The following is a 13,645-nucleotide window of genomic DNA, read 5'->3' as shown; positions in this document are numbered from 1 at the left end:
CAATGACCCTTCGAGAAAGCATCGCGCGAGCATATCGAATCGTCTTCCACCCGGAAGTCCCAGAAGACGCCTCTAAGTTAAAGCGTTGGGAACTTCGGGTGGAAGGCCCCATGCTGATTGTCTCGATGGTCTTTCTCATCCTCTTTGCCTGGTCCGCACTGGGTAAATCAGACCAACTCTGGACGCAGATCGCAGAAGTTGGTCTTTCCATTGCGTGGGTGGCGTTCATTATTGACTACGTGGTGCGCCTATCCCTGGCAGAACAACGCAAGCGATGGTTTTGGCGGCACCTCCACGAACTGCTGCTCGTGGTCTTGCCAATGTTTCGCCCGCTGCAAATCCTGCGCATCGTGCCGATCTTGTTCTTATTGCAGCGCTACTCCACTCAGAACCGCTCAGTCACCGTCGCCATTTACACCGCAGTCAGTTCGGTGCTGCTGGTGCTGGTGGCTTCGCTTTCCATCTACGACGTGGAGCAGGGCTATCCAGAAAGCCAGATCGCTAACTTTGGCGACGCCCTATGGTGGTCCATCGTGACTGTCACCACCGTCGGCTATGGCGATATTGCGCCAGTCAGTGCCGCCGGTCGATTCATCGCCATCTTGCTCATGCTTGCAGGTATTGCCGTCGCCGGTGTGGTGACAGCAACCATCGCCTCCTGGCTGATTAAGCAGGTAGAAGGCGAAGCTGAAGATAAGGAAGACCCCGTACAAGCCGAGATTCGCGCACTCCGCCAAGAAGTAGCGGAGCTACGCAAAAGCCTCAAAGACGAGCAGCAGGATTAGCTACAGCGCACGATCGGCTGAGGATCGTACACAGTAGTTTGGGTTTCCCTGGAAATCTCAGCCCCAGAGAGGTTCTTAATAATCCGAGTATCGCTGGTGCTAAAACCTTGGGCACCCGAAGATGGCGTGCAATTAGCCCCAGATACCTGCATCACCTGCGGCGAGGTATAGGCCCAACGCCCACCATTGACCGACTCCACATTCACCGTTTTTACCCCAAGCAACTTCACCGTTACTTGACCCCCGCCTGCGGAGGTTTGGATAATCACCGGGTTGGGCGAGTCATTCTTAAACTGCAGGTCAATGGCGCCCTCGTACACGGTTGCCTCACGTCCGGCTGGGTAACGCGAAATGTAGTAGCTATGCGGGGTGTGGGCCACATCCTGCATCCCGGCAAAGTAGGCAGCGTTATACAAGGTGGTAGCAAACTGTGAGATGCCACCGCCCACGGCCTTATCGGCACGACCGTTGAGGATCACCCCAGATTCCACAAAACCCTGTGCGGTGCCACGTGGCCCTGTGTAGCCATTGAGCGAAAACGTCTCGCCCGGTGCAATAAACGCACCGTTGACCATCTGGGCTACGCGGGCAATATTCACACCCGAGGCATCGCTATACCCGCCGGTGGTGAATTCACCCACCACGTCGTCAAAGCTCGCTTGCTGCGCCATCTCCGTGGTGTACGTAGCTTTTTCATCCTTGTACACGGCCTCACGCTCACGCGGTTGATCCGTGGTGGGATCAAAACCTTTAAGTGTTGCCTCCCATTCGATACTCACCCCATCGCTATGCGGGGTGACCTCCATGCTGGGATAGCTCACTTTGGCATTGCGCAAGGGCCGTTCTGTAGGTCCAAGACCTTCTTCAAAAATGTGCTGGGCTGCTTCCACATTGACCTTGGGTTCGAGGCGCTCAAAGCTCACTACCTCTGCCATACGCTCCGGGGGAATCACCCCATCGGCATCGCGGCCATGAATCACATACGGGCTACTCACGGCCTGCTCGGCGGCGGGAAGCGCTTTTTCTACGGCCTTTTGGTCAAGTTCAGGGTGCGTGACCTCAGGTTCCAGCTCAACACCTTCTGGCCACTGCTCAATCAAGGCCTGCTCTACCCCTTCGACCTTCTGGCCGTTTGCAGGCTGCGGATCCACATTGACCTTCCCACCTGCAAGGTTGAGCCCTGCTTCTACCGGTTCGGGCGATAATTCGGCGCGGATCCGATCCACCTGCGGGCGAAGCAGCGCCTCATCAACGGTGCTGGCAACGGGAATTTCATAGGTGCTAAAGAAGCTTCGTACTCGCGTAATCGGGTTCAGCGCTTGTTTTCCAGCACCGTCAATCGTGGCCTTCCAATCAGGCATCACACCAGACGCTGCCGGGTTAAAACTGGAGCGCAAATCGCCCGCTTGCACCTCAACGGGTGCCGAGGGATCAATTTCGCGTTCTAGCAGCGCTTGAGCTTCCGAGGGATCCATCCCGCCAATCTCAACTCCACCCACCGTGGCACCCCGAGGTACCTGCCCTTGGGTGAGCAAAAGATCCGCGCCGTAGAGCACACCAATACCCACGACGATGCCCGCGCCTGCTAATACTGCTTTCTTCACTTCAACCAATCTACCTGTAAGCTGGTTGCCATGGCTTTTGACTCCGACTCTCTCAACGCTCGCACGTTGGGCCCCACGATCGCCAGCGCGATAGTCGGTGTTGCTATTGGCGTCGCCGCGATCTTTGGCATTTCGATGATCAACGATTCCTCCCAGTCCAACGCTGTGGATGCTGACCAGGCATTATTAGGCGACCCAGAATACGGCTCCCGCGAGGGCGGATCACGCTAAGTAGGCGCCTGGCGCACCTGTGGGGCTGGCTTGGGGCGCTAGCCATCGCCTTCTTGCAGCCCTGGGGCAAGGTGGCCGCAGACACAAAACACGATCTAGCGGCAGACCCTTCTGGCTTTCTCGCCCAAGCCCTGCACGCCTACTCTCCCATCTTCCCCCTGGGGCAGATCCAAAATCAGGTCTACGGCTACCTTTTCCCACAAGGCCTGTTTTTCCTGCTCACCGACTGGATGCCGGACTGGGTGGCCCAGAGGCTGTGGTGGACCATCGTGTTGGGCGTGGGCTATTCGGGCGCGCTGATCCTCTTCCAGCGCCTCGGCTTGGGCGTGCAGCCTTTGGCCGCGGCCTTGTATGCGCTTTCCCCGCGCGTGCTGACCACACTTACTGCTATCTCTTCTGAAACCTGGCCCGTGATGCTCGCCCCGTGGGTGCTGTGGCCACTGGTGGCCAAGAAGCCCTGGGTGGGCGGATCCTTGCTGGCAGTGGCGATGATGGGCGCGGTCAATGCCGCAGCTACCCTGGCCGCCCTGGTCCCGGCAGGCCTCTATTTAGCTTATCGACGCCGCGCGCTCATCCCCTGGTGCCTGGGGGTCATCGGCGTCTCGCTGTGGTGGATCATCCCCCTGCTCGTCTTCGCCCGCTACTCAGTGCCCTTTGTGGATTACATCGAAAACGGCCAAGTAACCACCTACTGGCTCAACTTCGCCGAAGTGCTGCGCGGCACCACCTCCTGGACGCCCTTCGCGGACGTGGAACGCCAACCCGGCGTGCTGCTAGTGCACCAGCCCGTCTTCATCCTGGGCACCTTGCTGGTGGCAGGCATCGGCCTGGTGGGACTTTTGAAGGTGCGCGGCTTTTGGCTATGGCTGTTGTCCTTGGGTCTGGGCATCTTCGTGTTCGCCGCACTCTTCCCCTCGCTGCTGGACGGCCCGCTGGTGATGTTTCGCAACGTGCACAAGTTTGATCCCCTCGTGCGCCTGCCGCTGGCGGTGGGCATTGCTGCGATCCCGGCGCGCCACCGCATTGCCGTGGCATTGGCGGGAGTGGTTGCTGTCGGGCCGATCTTCGGCCGCCTGCTGCCCATCGGCGCTTATGAAAAGGTGCCCGACTACTACCACGAGGCAGCCGACTACCTGAACGGCCTGGATACCCGCGTGCTGATCCTGCCCGAGGCCAGCTTTGCTCGCCAGGATTGGGGTTGGACCCGCGATGATCCCTTCCAGCCATTGTTGGATGTGCCTTGGCTGCTTCGCGATGGCATTCCCCTGGTCCCACCAGAGGCGATCCGCAATCTGGACGGCCCGGTGAATAAGGCCAATTTGGAGCGCCTGGGGGTGGGCGCGGTGGTGGTGCGCCACGATTCCGCCCGCCGCATCAGTGAGGACGCCAAGGCTGAGCTGGGCACACCAGACCACCATTTTGGCGAATTAGACGTTTATACGCTCCAGCCCGGCCGCGGCATGTACGTGGCCGATTCCATCACCACGGTGGCAGGCGGCGGTGAGGCCCTCGCCATGCTTGGGCCCGGCACTTTCAAGCTTGTGAGCGGCGACGCGCAGATCGTCACCGACACACCCCTTGCCGTGAACCGCAATTTTGGCACCCTGGACAACGCGGCTTCGCAGCCACTGATGGAGCCGGGGCGCGACTATGCCTCGGTGGGCGATCCTGTGAAGGTGGTAGAGCGCGGCGGGCACGCCAGCACCCCTGACTCCTCTGCTTTTGATGGGGATACCTCCACGGTGTTCTTTGGCAAGAGCATGGATATTCACGCCGATCAACCCCAACAGCAGCTCCTGCTGCACGTGTCCAAGCCCGGCAAAGTAAAGATCAGTGCCGATGGTTTTGAGCAAGAGGTGAAGGTGGAACAGCAAAAGGTAGTGGATGTACCGAACCTGCAAGATATTCGCCTCGAAACGGATACGGGTCTAGTTGAGGTGGGCTTTGGCGTGCGCCGCGTAGTGCATGTGGATGCAGGGCCTTCGGTGCAGCAATACGTGTTCAATGGCAACCGCGAATTCACCGTGCCGCGCACCATGACCCTGCAGATGAGCCGACCGGCATGGATCGATGGAAAATTGCAGGCTGGCGAGGTCACACTCACCGCAGGCACCCATGAGATTCGCACGCGCAAGACTGTCACGCTGGGCAAGGCCACCCCGGTGCCCATGGATCCAGTGCTGGTGACCACCCTGGCCACCAATCCCGGGCTGCGGGCAACACAGAACGGGCAGGAGCTGGAGCCTGTGGAGGTGAATGCTGCATCCCAGGGCTTCAAACTCAACGGCGAGGGCGAGGTAGACATCACCTTCGCAGGTGAACGCCCCTACCAAGCCGGATTGATCTTCGGTGCGTGCGCAGGGCTGATCACGCTGTTGTGCTTTAGGCGCCCACGCTATGAGCCCGCCCCTGCGGATGACGGCGAGTTCCCCCTCGGGCTGCTTGCGCTGGGACCAGGACTGGTGATGGTGCCTATCACCTGGGCGGTGCTCAAGTTCAGTCGCTTTGGCCGCGAGGCGTGGATCTTCACCTGCCTGGGGCTGTGCGCCATGTGGATGATGCGGGCACCGGCGGCGTACCCGCAGGCGCTCACCTTGGTGGCTGCGGGCGCGGTGGCGGCGGCGCTGTTGCCGAAGCGCTAGTTTGTACTAATCGAGGACGTTGCTTGAAACATCTGATCCTCCACACAGGAAGCCTTAAATATCGCATCCTGACGCAGCGTTGACCCCAAAGCATCGCCGAAAGGTAGCCAGACTCATCATCGAAGAAGGCTGCCTTCAGGCAAATAGCGCATTCCTCGAAAATTAATCACGCCACCGGACACTCAGCAACCAAGTTCCATGTTTGGTCGGAATACACGCACCCACGCCCCTGAAAGTCGCTTCGTAGTAGGCGAGCTTGGCCAAACATTCAAACTGCGAACCGAATACTCTGGATACGTTGTCCCAGATAGAACGATCTTGTCCTGTTGCCTGCATGGTGATGTTTTGCGAATTTGGAGAAGCGGAGGCCACCTCGGGTGAGAGGATAAGCGGTACTATGCAAGCAAGGAAGTAAGCCGCTTATGCAATCTCATGATCAATACTCCAATCGCGAAGGGAGAAAATGAACAATAAGGACAATATTTATTTTCAATTAGTCGACGAGCTAGGCACCTCTATAGACAAGGAATATTTTGAGACCACGTCGATTTTGATTGACCGAATTAAATTCTTGCTAGAAAACTTTACGGATAACAGGGGGGAAATTGAGTCCAATAGGTTGGCATTATCACTAATCACTACCGTTGCTGACTTGGAACTCAAAATTAACAAACTGCAACAGTTGCATCGAGAAGGGAATTGCGAATAATCCTCCTCCTTACAGACGATTCAATCGTGTGCCAACTCTGCTGGTATGGGTTGACTTACTTCAAATTTAGAGCTTTTTCGAAGCGTTGAGCAAGGGGTCGGAGTGCAAGGGGTTCCCGTATTTGGGTCAAGTCGAAACTAGAGTGTCCGAAGGTTCGGATGATTGCGATGTATCGGCAATATTTCACTGGTGTGAGTTACCACAGAGAGGTATGCCGGTGAATGCGGTTGCGCTCGTCGTGGAAATCGCGACGACATACCCTAACTTTCGAGGAGGGGCCTTTGTTCCGCCACGAAGCGCACAACGTCCTCTCGGAACTCATTGTAGTTTTCCATTGTCACCTGTTTATCCTTTGACGGCAACGGCCCAAATTGCCGAACTTCCAGGTGTCTTTAGACGAGCATCTGTCCCGATGTTGAAATCGAGACGTTTACCTCGGTGAATTCGGGGAATGAGACACGCCTGCATGAAGCCCTCGGGCGCCGCTCCCCAACTGAGATCGAGGGAGCATTTTGGAAAAACCGCAGCCGAGACACCACACCAGAAATGAAAGCAAATTTCCAGGAACAAAAGCCAAGGCACTTCACCTCGATGTTTAGAACGAGCATTTCGAAGCGCCATGGTGACGAATTCAAAGCGCTGTGGTGACGATCTCGAAGCGCCTTCATATGCCAGCGCTCCCGTCTTCCAGGTACGCATCCGTAAGCACTTCGGGTGACTGAACAGATGATCGCATCGCGTTTCTGCGGAGCTTTCTAAGATGCGGTGGCTTCCCTGAAAGGAGCCCGTAGAGCCAGGGTTCTCTAATCGCAGGATCATGTGGCCGACGGCCAGTTCAAATTGCACTGTTCACCAGCGCGTTCATTACCTAAACTGTGAAACCGAATGGCCACTAGCGCACCGATGCTGAATGCCTACTCGATCGATAGGCCGGAACTGGTCAGGCTTGTGGGCTCAAAGGTTGGTGGCATTGGCCTCGATCAGCCCTCCAGCGCTCAGCCGTAGCCGTGACCGGCGGATGGATTTTCGCTCGATCTGAAAGTGCTTCGAGATCGTCACCACACCGCTTCGATTTCGTCACCACGGCGCTTCGAAATGCTTGTTCTAAACACTCAATCGTCCAACATTGCGGCAACACCGCGATTCCGGTCAATCGGAAGGGCAGCCCCTTTTCACGGACGACTTGCAACCTTCCGCCTGCCCCGCACGCTGAATTTGCTCTCCACGTAGCGGTAGCTCAAATCCGCTACGGCAATGGACATCACGATGGTCACGGCACTCACCAACACAAAGTGGCCACTGAAGGGCTTGATGCCCAGCATGGGCAGAACAATCGACAGCACCGGGAGGTGCCAGAGAAACAGCGAATAACTGATGCGCCCCAGCCTCTGCAACGGCTCGGTACGCAGCAGCTTGGAGTTCCAGGCCGCCAGCATGACGAAGAGCCCGAAGAGCGCGCCGAAGAGGATTTTGCGGAAAAACTGCAGGGGGCTCGGGTGATCCAGGCCCAGTGGCCCAAACCACATCTGGCCTGCAATCCACGCCACCACCAGTGCCGGAACCCAGAACCACACACTGGCGCGCTTGGGCTCGTATTCGGCAAGCAGCAGCCCCACCCCAAACCAGGGTAGGTAGGAGAAGGGGAAGATCTGAAAGTTCACCCCACCTTCTGGCCAGGGCATGAGCGTCCAGGCAAAACCGAAAAGCATCAGTGCCATGATCACGCCCACGCGCACCTTCTTTTCCCGCTTACCCACGGCCCAAAACAGCACCGGCAGCCCCAGGTAGAACGCCACCTCCACGCACAGCGACCACATGTGCGTGAGCCCACCGGCTAACCCATTGGGCAGATAAATTTGACCGAAGAAGAAGGTGGCGAGGATCGCCTCGGGTGGGGTGCGGAAGGCGTCGAAAAGCAAGGCAAACGTCAGACCCACGCACGCCCAATAGGCTGGGACGATGCGCCAGAAGCGGCGGCGCAAATAGCCTTGGGGGCGGAAATCGCGCCAGAGCAGGAACGCGGAGAGGGCGAAAAAGACGGCCACGAAGTAGTCGAAGCGCGCCAGGATGGCACTCTGAGTACCTGTTTGGAAGGCGGTGTGAGTCAGCAGCACGCCTAAAGCTGCGACACCGCGCAATCCCTCAAGCTGCGGCAGGTACGATGAAGACACTAATTTCAAGATTCTAGGTTGGAGATCGGATTGCGCAAAGTAATCGCTGCCGCGGTATTACTGGTGCTTGCCACGGTGGTTCCCCCGCTGATCACTAGCCGCATCATGCCCATCCCCCTCAATTCTTCGCACACATATGTTGCCCACGGCGACCACACCACCTTAACCCGCCAGATTGATACCTCAGATCCTGGCATCAAAGACGAGGTGAAAGTGCATGTGCAGGACACGCTCAAAAATGATGCCGGTAAAACACTGATTAGCGTGGATGATCACCTGCAACTGATTCGTCACTCCACCTATCCTGTGTTGGACAATAATTCCAGTATCACGGTGACCGTGCTGGGCAAAACGGACAAACGCGAGCGTTTCACCCGCAACGGACTGCAGTATTTCTTCCCATTCAATACTGAGCGGCGCTCCTATGATTTCTATGATGTTTTCGCCGGCGATAGCGCACCGCTGGATTATGTGCGCCAAGACGGCGATGCGTATGTCTATCACCAAAAGCGCGAGCATGTAGAGCGAACCATTTGGGTGGAGCCAAAAAGTGGCACCATCCTCAACGAGGTGGAGCACCTCACACTGCCTGGGATCGACACCACGCTCGAATGGGATCAAGCCACCCAGGACGCCGCCCGAACACACGCTGATCGCACCAAACACACCTTGCAGGCGCTTCGAATCGCAAGCTTTATGCTCAAGCTGTGTGCCGTGCTCCTTATCGCTGTAGCGCTATGGCGTCGCCGCTGATTCGTTGGCCAGTGCTGTGGTCGGCACTGCTGATTACACTCCTGCTCTGGCCCTTCGCCACCCCAGGCATGCTGGGACTTCGCGACATGGTCGTGGTCCCCCACCCTGCCGTCTCCTTCGGCGATCTTCCCGCGCGCAACTTCCCCCAAGACGGCATCCTCGCGGTTCTTGGCAAGCTTTTCGACGCCTCCTACGCCGCCCGTCTCATGCTGCTTGCAGGGGCAATCGCGGGTGCGTATGGGGCGAGCCGCTTTGGGCAGCGCACCTGGGGCAAAATCGCCGCTATCACTTTGTGCCTGTGTAACCCCTTCACCATCGAGCGCCTGCACCAAGGCCACTGGTCTTTGGTGATTGCTGCCTGGCTACTGCCCTTACTGGTGGCTACCAAGAATCCGCTGGTGCTGTGGGCCTGTTCGCTCACACCCACCGGTGCGGTGATCGCCACGGTCGTGGGGGTTGCCACCGGACCGTGGAAGAAGATGCTGCTGGTTGGCGCCTTGAGCTCTTTGAGCTGGCTTGTGCCCAGCTTGCAATCCGTGCCGGACAGCAGCACGCATGCCTACCTGGCAAGCCGCACGGGCAATATCTGGAACGCGGAGGTGGCGGTATGGCTGCCCATGCTCGCGCTGTTCGGGCTGTTGCTCCTTGCACCTAGGCGCCTGCAGATCCTCGCCTGGTCCGGGTTGATACTCATGCTGGCCATGCCCTGGCTGCTGTGGTTGCCGGGGGCCTCGCTGTTTCGCGATTCCAATAAGCTGCTCATGCTCGCCCTGCCCGCCATGGTGGCCGGTGCCGCGCGCATTCCTCCCCTAGCCTTAGTGTTCGCCGCCCTGAGCTTCCGCCCGCTGCCCGACGTGACCGTGCCCACCCCTGATCTGCCCCAATCTGAAGGCGACCTGCTCATCGTGGACAGCCGCGGCATCGTCGAATACCAGGGGCGTGTGATGGTGGACCCGCGCCTGAAAGCAAACAGTGCCGTGCAGGCAGGTGAGCTGCGCGTGGATGGGGAGATCACCGATCAAGCCTCGCCCCGCTATACCGAAGCACTCAAGCACCTAGACGATGATGCCTGGCTGCGCGAACACCATATCGGGCTGGTGATCGACGGCGACTCCCAGCGAGAAATCGGCGGTATCACGAAGCCTCAACCCTTGGGCTGGGCGCTCATCTTCTCCTGGTTCGCAGTGCCGATGATCTGCATAAAGCGCCGGCCAGTCTCCTCCCAGGAGAACTGCTGCGCATAGTCTCTTGCAATGGCGCCAAGGGTTTGGCGGCGTTGTGCGTGGAAAAGCAAAAGACGCGTAGCGGCAAGGAAATCGGCGTGGGTATCCACCAGGAGGCCGCCGCGGACGGAATCACGAAGCCCACCTGAACTGCGATAACCAATGGTGGGCACCCCGTGCAGGCCAGCCTCAATCACGGCCAAGCCCCAGCCTTCCTTGGCAGAGGGCATAAGGTGCAGGCAGGCTCGCGCGAGGAGTTCATGCTTGCGGCGCTCGCTGACGTGGCCGTGAAAATGCACGCGATCTGCAACATCGGCGGCATAGGCGCGCAGGCGATCGGACCACCAGCCGGAACCAATCACGTCCAGGTGCGCCTCGGGGATGGCGCGCACTGCGTCGATGGCGTGCTCAATGTGTTTATGTGGCACCAGCCTGCTCAGGGTGACCATGCGGAAGGGTTCCTGGGCGGCGCTGGCATTCACCCGGTCCACGCCATTGCGGATGATGGCTACGCGGCGCACCCCCAAAGCGCGCAGTTCAGCAGCACTGGGTTCAGACACCGTCACCCACTGGGCATTGCGATAGACAAAGGGCGCGACCTTCGATTCCAGCCACCAACCCACCCGGCCAAGGAGGCGTCCTGCCACCGGCCACTGCTCGCGGTGGCAATGGTGGCTAAGCACCACCACCGGTGCGCGCGTGGCCAGACGCGCGAAGAAGGGGATGCCGTTTTGGGTATCTACCACCACATCAAAACGCCTGCGCCACAGCCACAGCAACGCACGCGGGTACACGCTGAAGCGTCCGCCGGCGCGCGAGAAGGTGATACCGCCACGCTGTTCTTGTTTGAGTGATCCGGGATAGCAGGCGGTGCGAAACGTCACCTCGTGCCCGCATGCGGAGAGGTATTCGCCTACTCGCTCAAGGTAGCGCTCGGAGCCGCCACCTTGGGGGTGGCTGGTGTCGCGCCAGCAGAGCAGGAGAATCTTCATGGCCGTTATGCTATCGCGCATGGGTTTTTTCACTTTGCGCCGGTCGCTGAAATTGCTGCTTTCCTTCCCGCAGGAGCAAAAGGATCCCGAGCGCTTCTACACGGATCTCGCGCGCGATACCCGGCGTATGCTGGAAGAACTCTTAGGCCCTATCAGTGGCAAGCGCATCTTGGACGTCGGTGGCGGCCCCGGTTATTTCCGTGAGGCCTTCGCCGATTGCACCTACATCTCTTTAGAGCTCGACGGCGGCGATGTGCGCGGTGATGCCCAGGCTCTGCCCTTTGCCGATGGGGCTTTCGACGTAGTGTTTTCCTCCAATGTGGCCGAGCACGTCCCGCACCCTTGGGTGATGGGTGATGAGATGCTGCGCGTTGGCGGCGATGTGGTGCTCAGTTACACCATCTGGTTAGGCCCATTCGGTGGCCATGAGACGGGCTTGTGGCAGCACTATCTTGGCGGTGAATTTGCGCGCGATCGCTACACCAAAAAGCACGGGCATCCGCCCAAGAACTCCTTTGGCACCACCATGTTTGCGGTCAGTTGCGCCGAGGGGCTGCGCTGGGCTGATCGGGCGATTCCGGATAGCGAAAAGCTCGCGTTTCCCCGCTACCACCCACGCTGGGCGTGGTGGATGGTGAAGGTGCCGGGGTTACGCGAGCTTTTAGTAAGCAACCTGGTTATCGTGCGACGCGCTGCTTGAGCGCCTCGAACTGATCAAAGATCTCCTTTGGCACACGATCGCCCAATGTCTTGAGGTATGCCTCATTATCTTCAACCTCTGCCTGCCACTGCTCGGCAGGTGCGCTGAGTGCCTCGCGCACGTCTTCGAGCGGGGTGTCCAGGCCGGTGAGGTCCAGGTCCTCGGCGCGGGCGGTGTGGCCTGCGGGGGTCTCGTCGGCTTCGACACGGCCTTCGAGGCGATCCACGATCCACTTGAGTACGCGGGAGTTATCGCCAAAGCCAGGCCAGAGGAAGCGGCCATCATCGCCGCGGCGGAACCAGTTGACCAGGAAGATCTTGGGCATCTTCTCGCCGCCCTTTTCGCCCATGTCAATCCAGTGCTGCAGGTAATCGCCCACGTTGTAGCCGATAAAGGGCAGCATGGCCATTGGGTCGTGGCGCAGTGCGCCAACCTTGCCCTCGGCAGCGGCGGTCTGGCCGGAAGAAAGCAGGGCGCCAACCATGGTGCCGTGGTTCCAGTCGAAGGTCTCGGTCACCAGCGGTACAGTGTCGGGGCGACGTCCACCGAAGAGGATGGCGTCGATGCGCACGCCCTTGGGATCCTCGAACTCCTCAGCAGCAATCGGGCACTGCGAGATCGGCACGGTGTAGCGGGAGTTGGGGTGGGAGGCGTCGGTGCCGGACTCCGGAGTCCATTCATTGCCCAACCAGTCGATGGCGTGCTCGGGCTTGTTTTCCAGCTCTTCCCACCAGACATCGCCGTCGTCGGTAAGGGCAACGTTGGTAAACAGGGTGTTGCCTGGCTCCATGGTGTACATGGCCTGGGGGTTGGACTTGTAGTTGGTGCCAGGTGCCACGCCGAAGAAGCCGTTTTCCGGGTTGAAGGCGTAGAGGCCGTCTTCACCGAAGCGCATCCAGGCAATATCGTCGCCCACAACCTCGGCCTTCCAGCCTTCGATGGTGGGGTTGATCATGGCCAGGTTGGTCTTGCCACAAGCAGAGGGGAAGGCCGCTGCAATGTGGTAGGTCTTGCCCTCGGGCGAGGTGAGCTTGAGAATGAGCATGTGCTCGGCAAACCAGCCCTCTTCCTTGGCCATCACCGAGGCGATGCGCAGGGCGAAGCACTTCTTGGCCAGGATGGCGTTACCGCCGTAGCCGGAGCCGTAGGACCAGATTTCCTTGGTCTCTGGGAAGTGGGTGATGTACTTGTCGTCATTGCATGGCCATGCAACGTCTTGCTCGCCTGGTTCCAGGGGTGCGCCCACGGAGTGCAGGCAGCGCACGAACTCGCCGTCGCCGAGGCGCTCAAGGGCTTGATCGCCCATGCGCGTCATGATGCGCATGGAAAGCACTACATAAGGAGAGTCGGTGAGCTGCACGCCGATCTTCGGGTCGTCGGCGGCAAGAGGACCCATGGCGAAGGGCACCACGTACATGGTGCGGCCTTTCATGGCGCCACGGAAGCGTTCACGCAGCTCGGCCTTCATGGCCTCAGGCTCAGCCCAGTTATTGGTAGGACCTGCGTCTTCTTCCTTTTCGGAGCAGATGAAGGTGCGTGATTCCACGCGTGCGACGTCTTCTGGGTTCGAGCGCGCAAGGAAGCTATTGGGGCGCTTTTCCTCGTTGAGCTTGATCAGCGTGCCGCTTTGCACAAGCTCCTCGGTGAGGCGATCCCACTCTTCTTGGCTGCCGTCTACCAGTTCCACCTTATCGGGTTGGAACAGTGCTACGTTTTCCTCAATCCAGCTCAGAAGTGCCTGATTTTTAATGCGCTCGTTGAGCATCGCGTCTCCTTGTCGTTGATTCCTCAATCCAGCGTAGCCACTTATTTTGCCCCCGATCATGGGTCAAAAT

At 59.0% G+C, this 13,645-nt stretch carries 10 protein-coding genes; 6 read left to right on the top strand and 4 right to left on the bottom strand.

Annotated features, from left to right (window positions below):
- Positions 1-2: 2 nt before the first annotated feature.
- Positions 3-785 carry a potassium channel family protein gene (locus CPPEL_RS01005; RefSeq protein WP_123959316.1) on the top strand — a complete coding sequence of 261 codons (783 nt, stop codon included), beginning with the start codon at positions 3-5 and terminating at the stop codon, positions 783-785.
- Here the strand turns inward: CPPEL_RS01005 and CPPEL_RS01000 are convergent.
- The gene (locus CPPEL_RS01000) at positions 782-2,398 is read right to left on the bottom strand and encodes a VanW family protein (RefSeq protein WP_245990466.1); all 1,617 of its coding nucleotides are present in this window, start codon (positions 2,396-2,398) and stop codon (positions 782-784) included. The genes CPPEL_RS01005 and CPPEL_RS01000 overlap by 4 nt on opposite strands.
- A 21-nt stretch (positions 2,399-2,419) precedes the next feature.
- Between CPPEL_RS01000 and CPPEL_RS00995 the strand changes: the two genes are divergently transcribed.
- Together CPPEL_RS00995 and CPPEL_RS00990 are read left to right on the top strand one after the other, a co-directional pair.
- Complete coding sequence (locus CPPEL_RS00995; RefSeq protein WP_123932966.1) at positions 2,420-2,620, top strand: DUF2613 domain-containing protein; 201 nt, start codon at positions 2,420-2,422, stop codon at positions 2,618-2,620.
- Positions 2,572-5,262: an alpha-(1->3)-arabinofuranosyltransferase domain-containing protein gene (locus CPPEL_RS00990; protein WP_342767989.1), complete on the top strand. Its 2,691-nt coding sequence runs from the start codon at positions 2,572-2,574 to the stop codon at positions 5,260-5,262. Before CPPEL_RS00995 ends, CPPEL_RS00990 begins: the two co-directional genes overlap by 49 nt.
- Before the next feature lie 1,881 nt (positions 5,263-7,143).
- On the opposite strand, the gene CPPEL_RS00985 is transcribed toward CPPEL_RS00990, so the two are convergent.
- Positions 7,144-8,142, bottom strand: a complete 999-nt coding sequence (locus tag CPPEL_RS00985; RefSeq protein ID WP_245990464.1) for an acyltransferase family protein — start codon at positions 8,140-8,142, stop codon at positions 7,144-7,146.
- Between the two features lie 30 nt (positions 8,143-8,172).
- Between CPPEL_RS00985 and CPPEL_RS00980 the strand changes: the two genes are divergently transcribed.
- Both CPPEL_RS00980 and CPPEL_RS00975 read left to right on the top strand, forming a co-directional pair.
- Positions 8,173-8,895, top strand: a complete 723-nt coding sequence (locus CPPEL_RS00980) for a porin PorA family protein (RefSeq protein ID WP_164470335.1) — start codon at positions 8,173-8,175, stop codon at positions 8,893-8,895.
- Positions 8,880-10,139: a hypothetical protein gene (locus CPPEL_RS00975; RefSeq protein WP_123959308.1), complete on the top strand. Its 1,260-nt coding sequence runs from the start codon at positions 8,880-8,882 to the stop codon at positions 10,137-10,139. The genes CPPEL_RS00980 and CPPEL_RS00975 overlap by 16 nt, the downstream gene beginning before the upstream one ends.
- On the opposite strand, the gene CPPEL_RS00970 is transcribed toward CPPEL_RS00975, so the two are convergent.
- Positions 10,040-11,110: a glycosyltransferase family 4 protein gene (locus CPPEL_RS00970; RefSeq protein ID WP_123959306.1), complete on the bottom strand. Its 1,071-nt coding sequence runs from the start codon at positions 11,108-11,110 to the stop codon at positions 10,040-10,042. The two genes, CPPEL_RS00975 and CPPEL_RS00970, sit on opposite strands and share 100 nt — an antisense overlap.
- Positions 11,111-11,129: 19 nt before the next feature.
- On the opposite strand from CPPEL_RS00970, the gene CPPEL_RS00965 reads away from it, so the two are divergent.
- Positions 11,130-11,810 (top strand): class I SAM-dependent methyltransferase, encoded by a 681-nt coding sequence (locus tag CPPEL_RS00965; RefSeq protein ID WP_123935818.1) that lies wholly within the window; start codon positions 11,130-11,132, stop codon positions 11,808-11,810.
- Here the strand turns inward: CPPEL_RS00965 and CPPEL_RS00960 are convergent.
- Positions 11,788-13,575, bottom strand: coding sequence for a phosphoenolpyruvate carboxykinase (GTP) (locus tag CPPEL_RS00960; protein WP_123959304.1), 1,788 nt, complete (start codon positions 13,573-13,575; stop codon positions 11,788-11,790). The genes CPPEL_RS00965 and CPPEL_RS00960 overlap by 23 nt on opposite strands.
- Positions 13,576-13,645: the final 70 nt, after the last annotated feature.

The sequence above is a fragment of the Corynebacterium pseudopelargi genome (assembly GCF_003814005.1).
Lineage (GTDB): Bacteria > Actinomycetota > Actinomycetes > Mycobacteriales > Mycobacteriaceae > Corynebacterium > Corynebacterium pseudopelargi.
The sequence above is the reverse complement of the archived record's forward strand: the minus strand, read 5'-3'. Positions and strand labels throughout refer to the sequence as shown.

Bases quoted from the DNA above. Each gene is read 5' to 3' on its own strand.
- CPPEL_RS00960 (WP_123959304.1), bottom strand. From the start codon at position 13,575: ATGCTCAACGAGCGCATTAAAAATCAGGCACTTCTGAGCTGGATTGAG.
- CPPEL_RS00995 (WP_123932966.1), top strand. From the start codon at position 2,420: ATGGCTTTTGACTCCGACTCTCTCAACGCTCGCACGTTGGGCCCCACG.
- CPPEL_RS00970 (WP_123959306.1), bottom strand. From the start codon at position 11,110: ATGAAGATTCTCCTGCTCTGCTGGCGCGACACCAGCCACCCCCAAGGT.
- CPPEL_RS00965 (WP_123935818.1), top strand. From the start codon at position 11,130: ATGGGTTTTTTCACTTTGCGCCGGTCGCTGAAATTGCTGCTTTCCTTC.
- CPPEL_RS00975 (WP_123959308.1), top strand. From the start codon at position 8,880: ATGGCGTCGCCGCTGATTCGTTGGCCAGTGCTGTGGTCGGCACTGCTG.
- CPPEL_RS01005 (WP_123959316.1), top strand. From the start codon at position 3: ATGACCCTTCGAGAAAGCATCGCGCGAGCATATCGAATCGTCTTCCAC.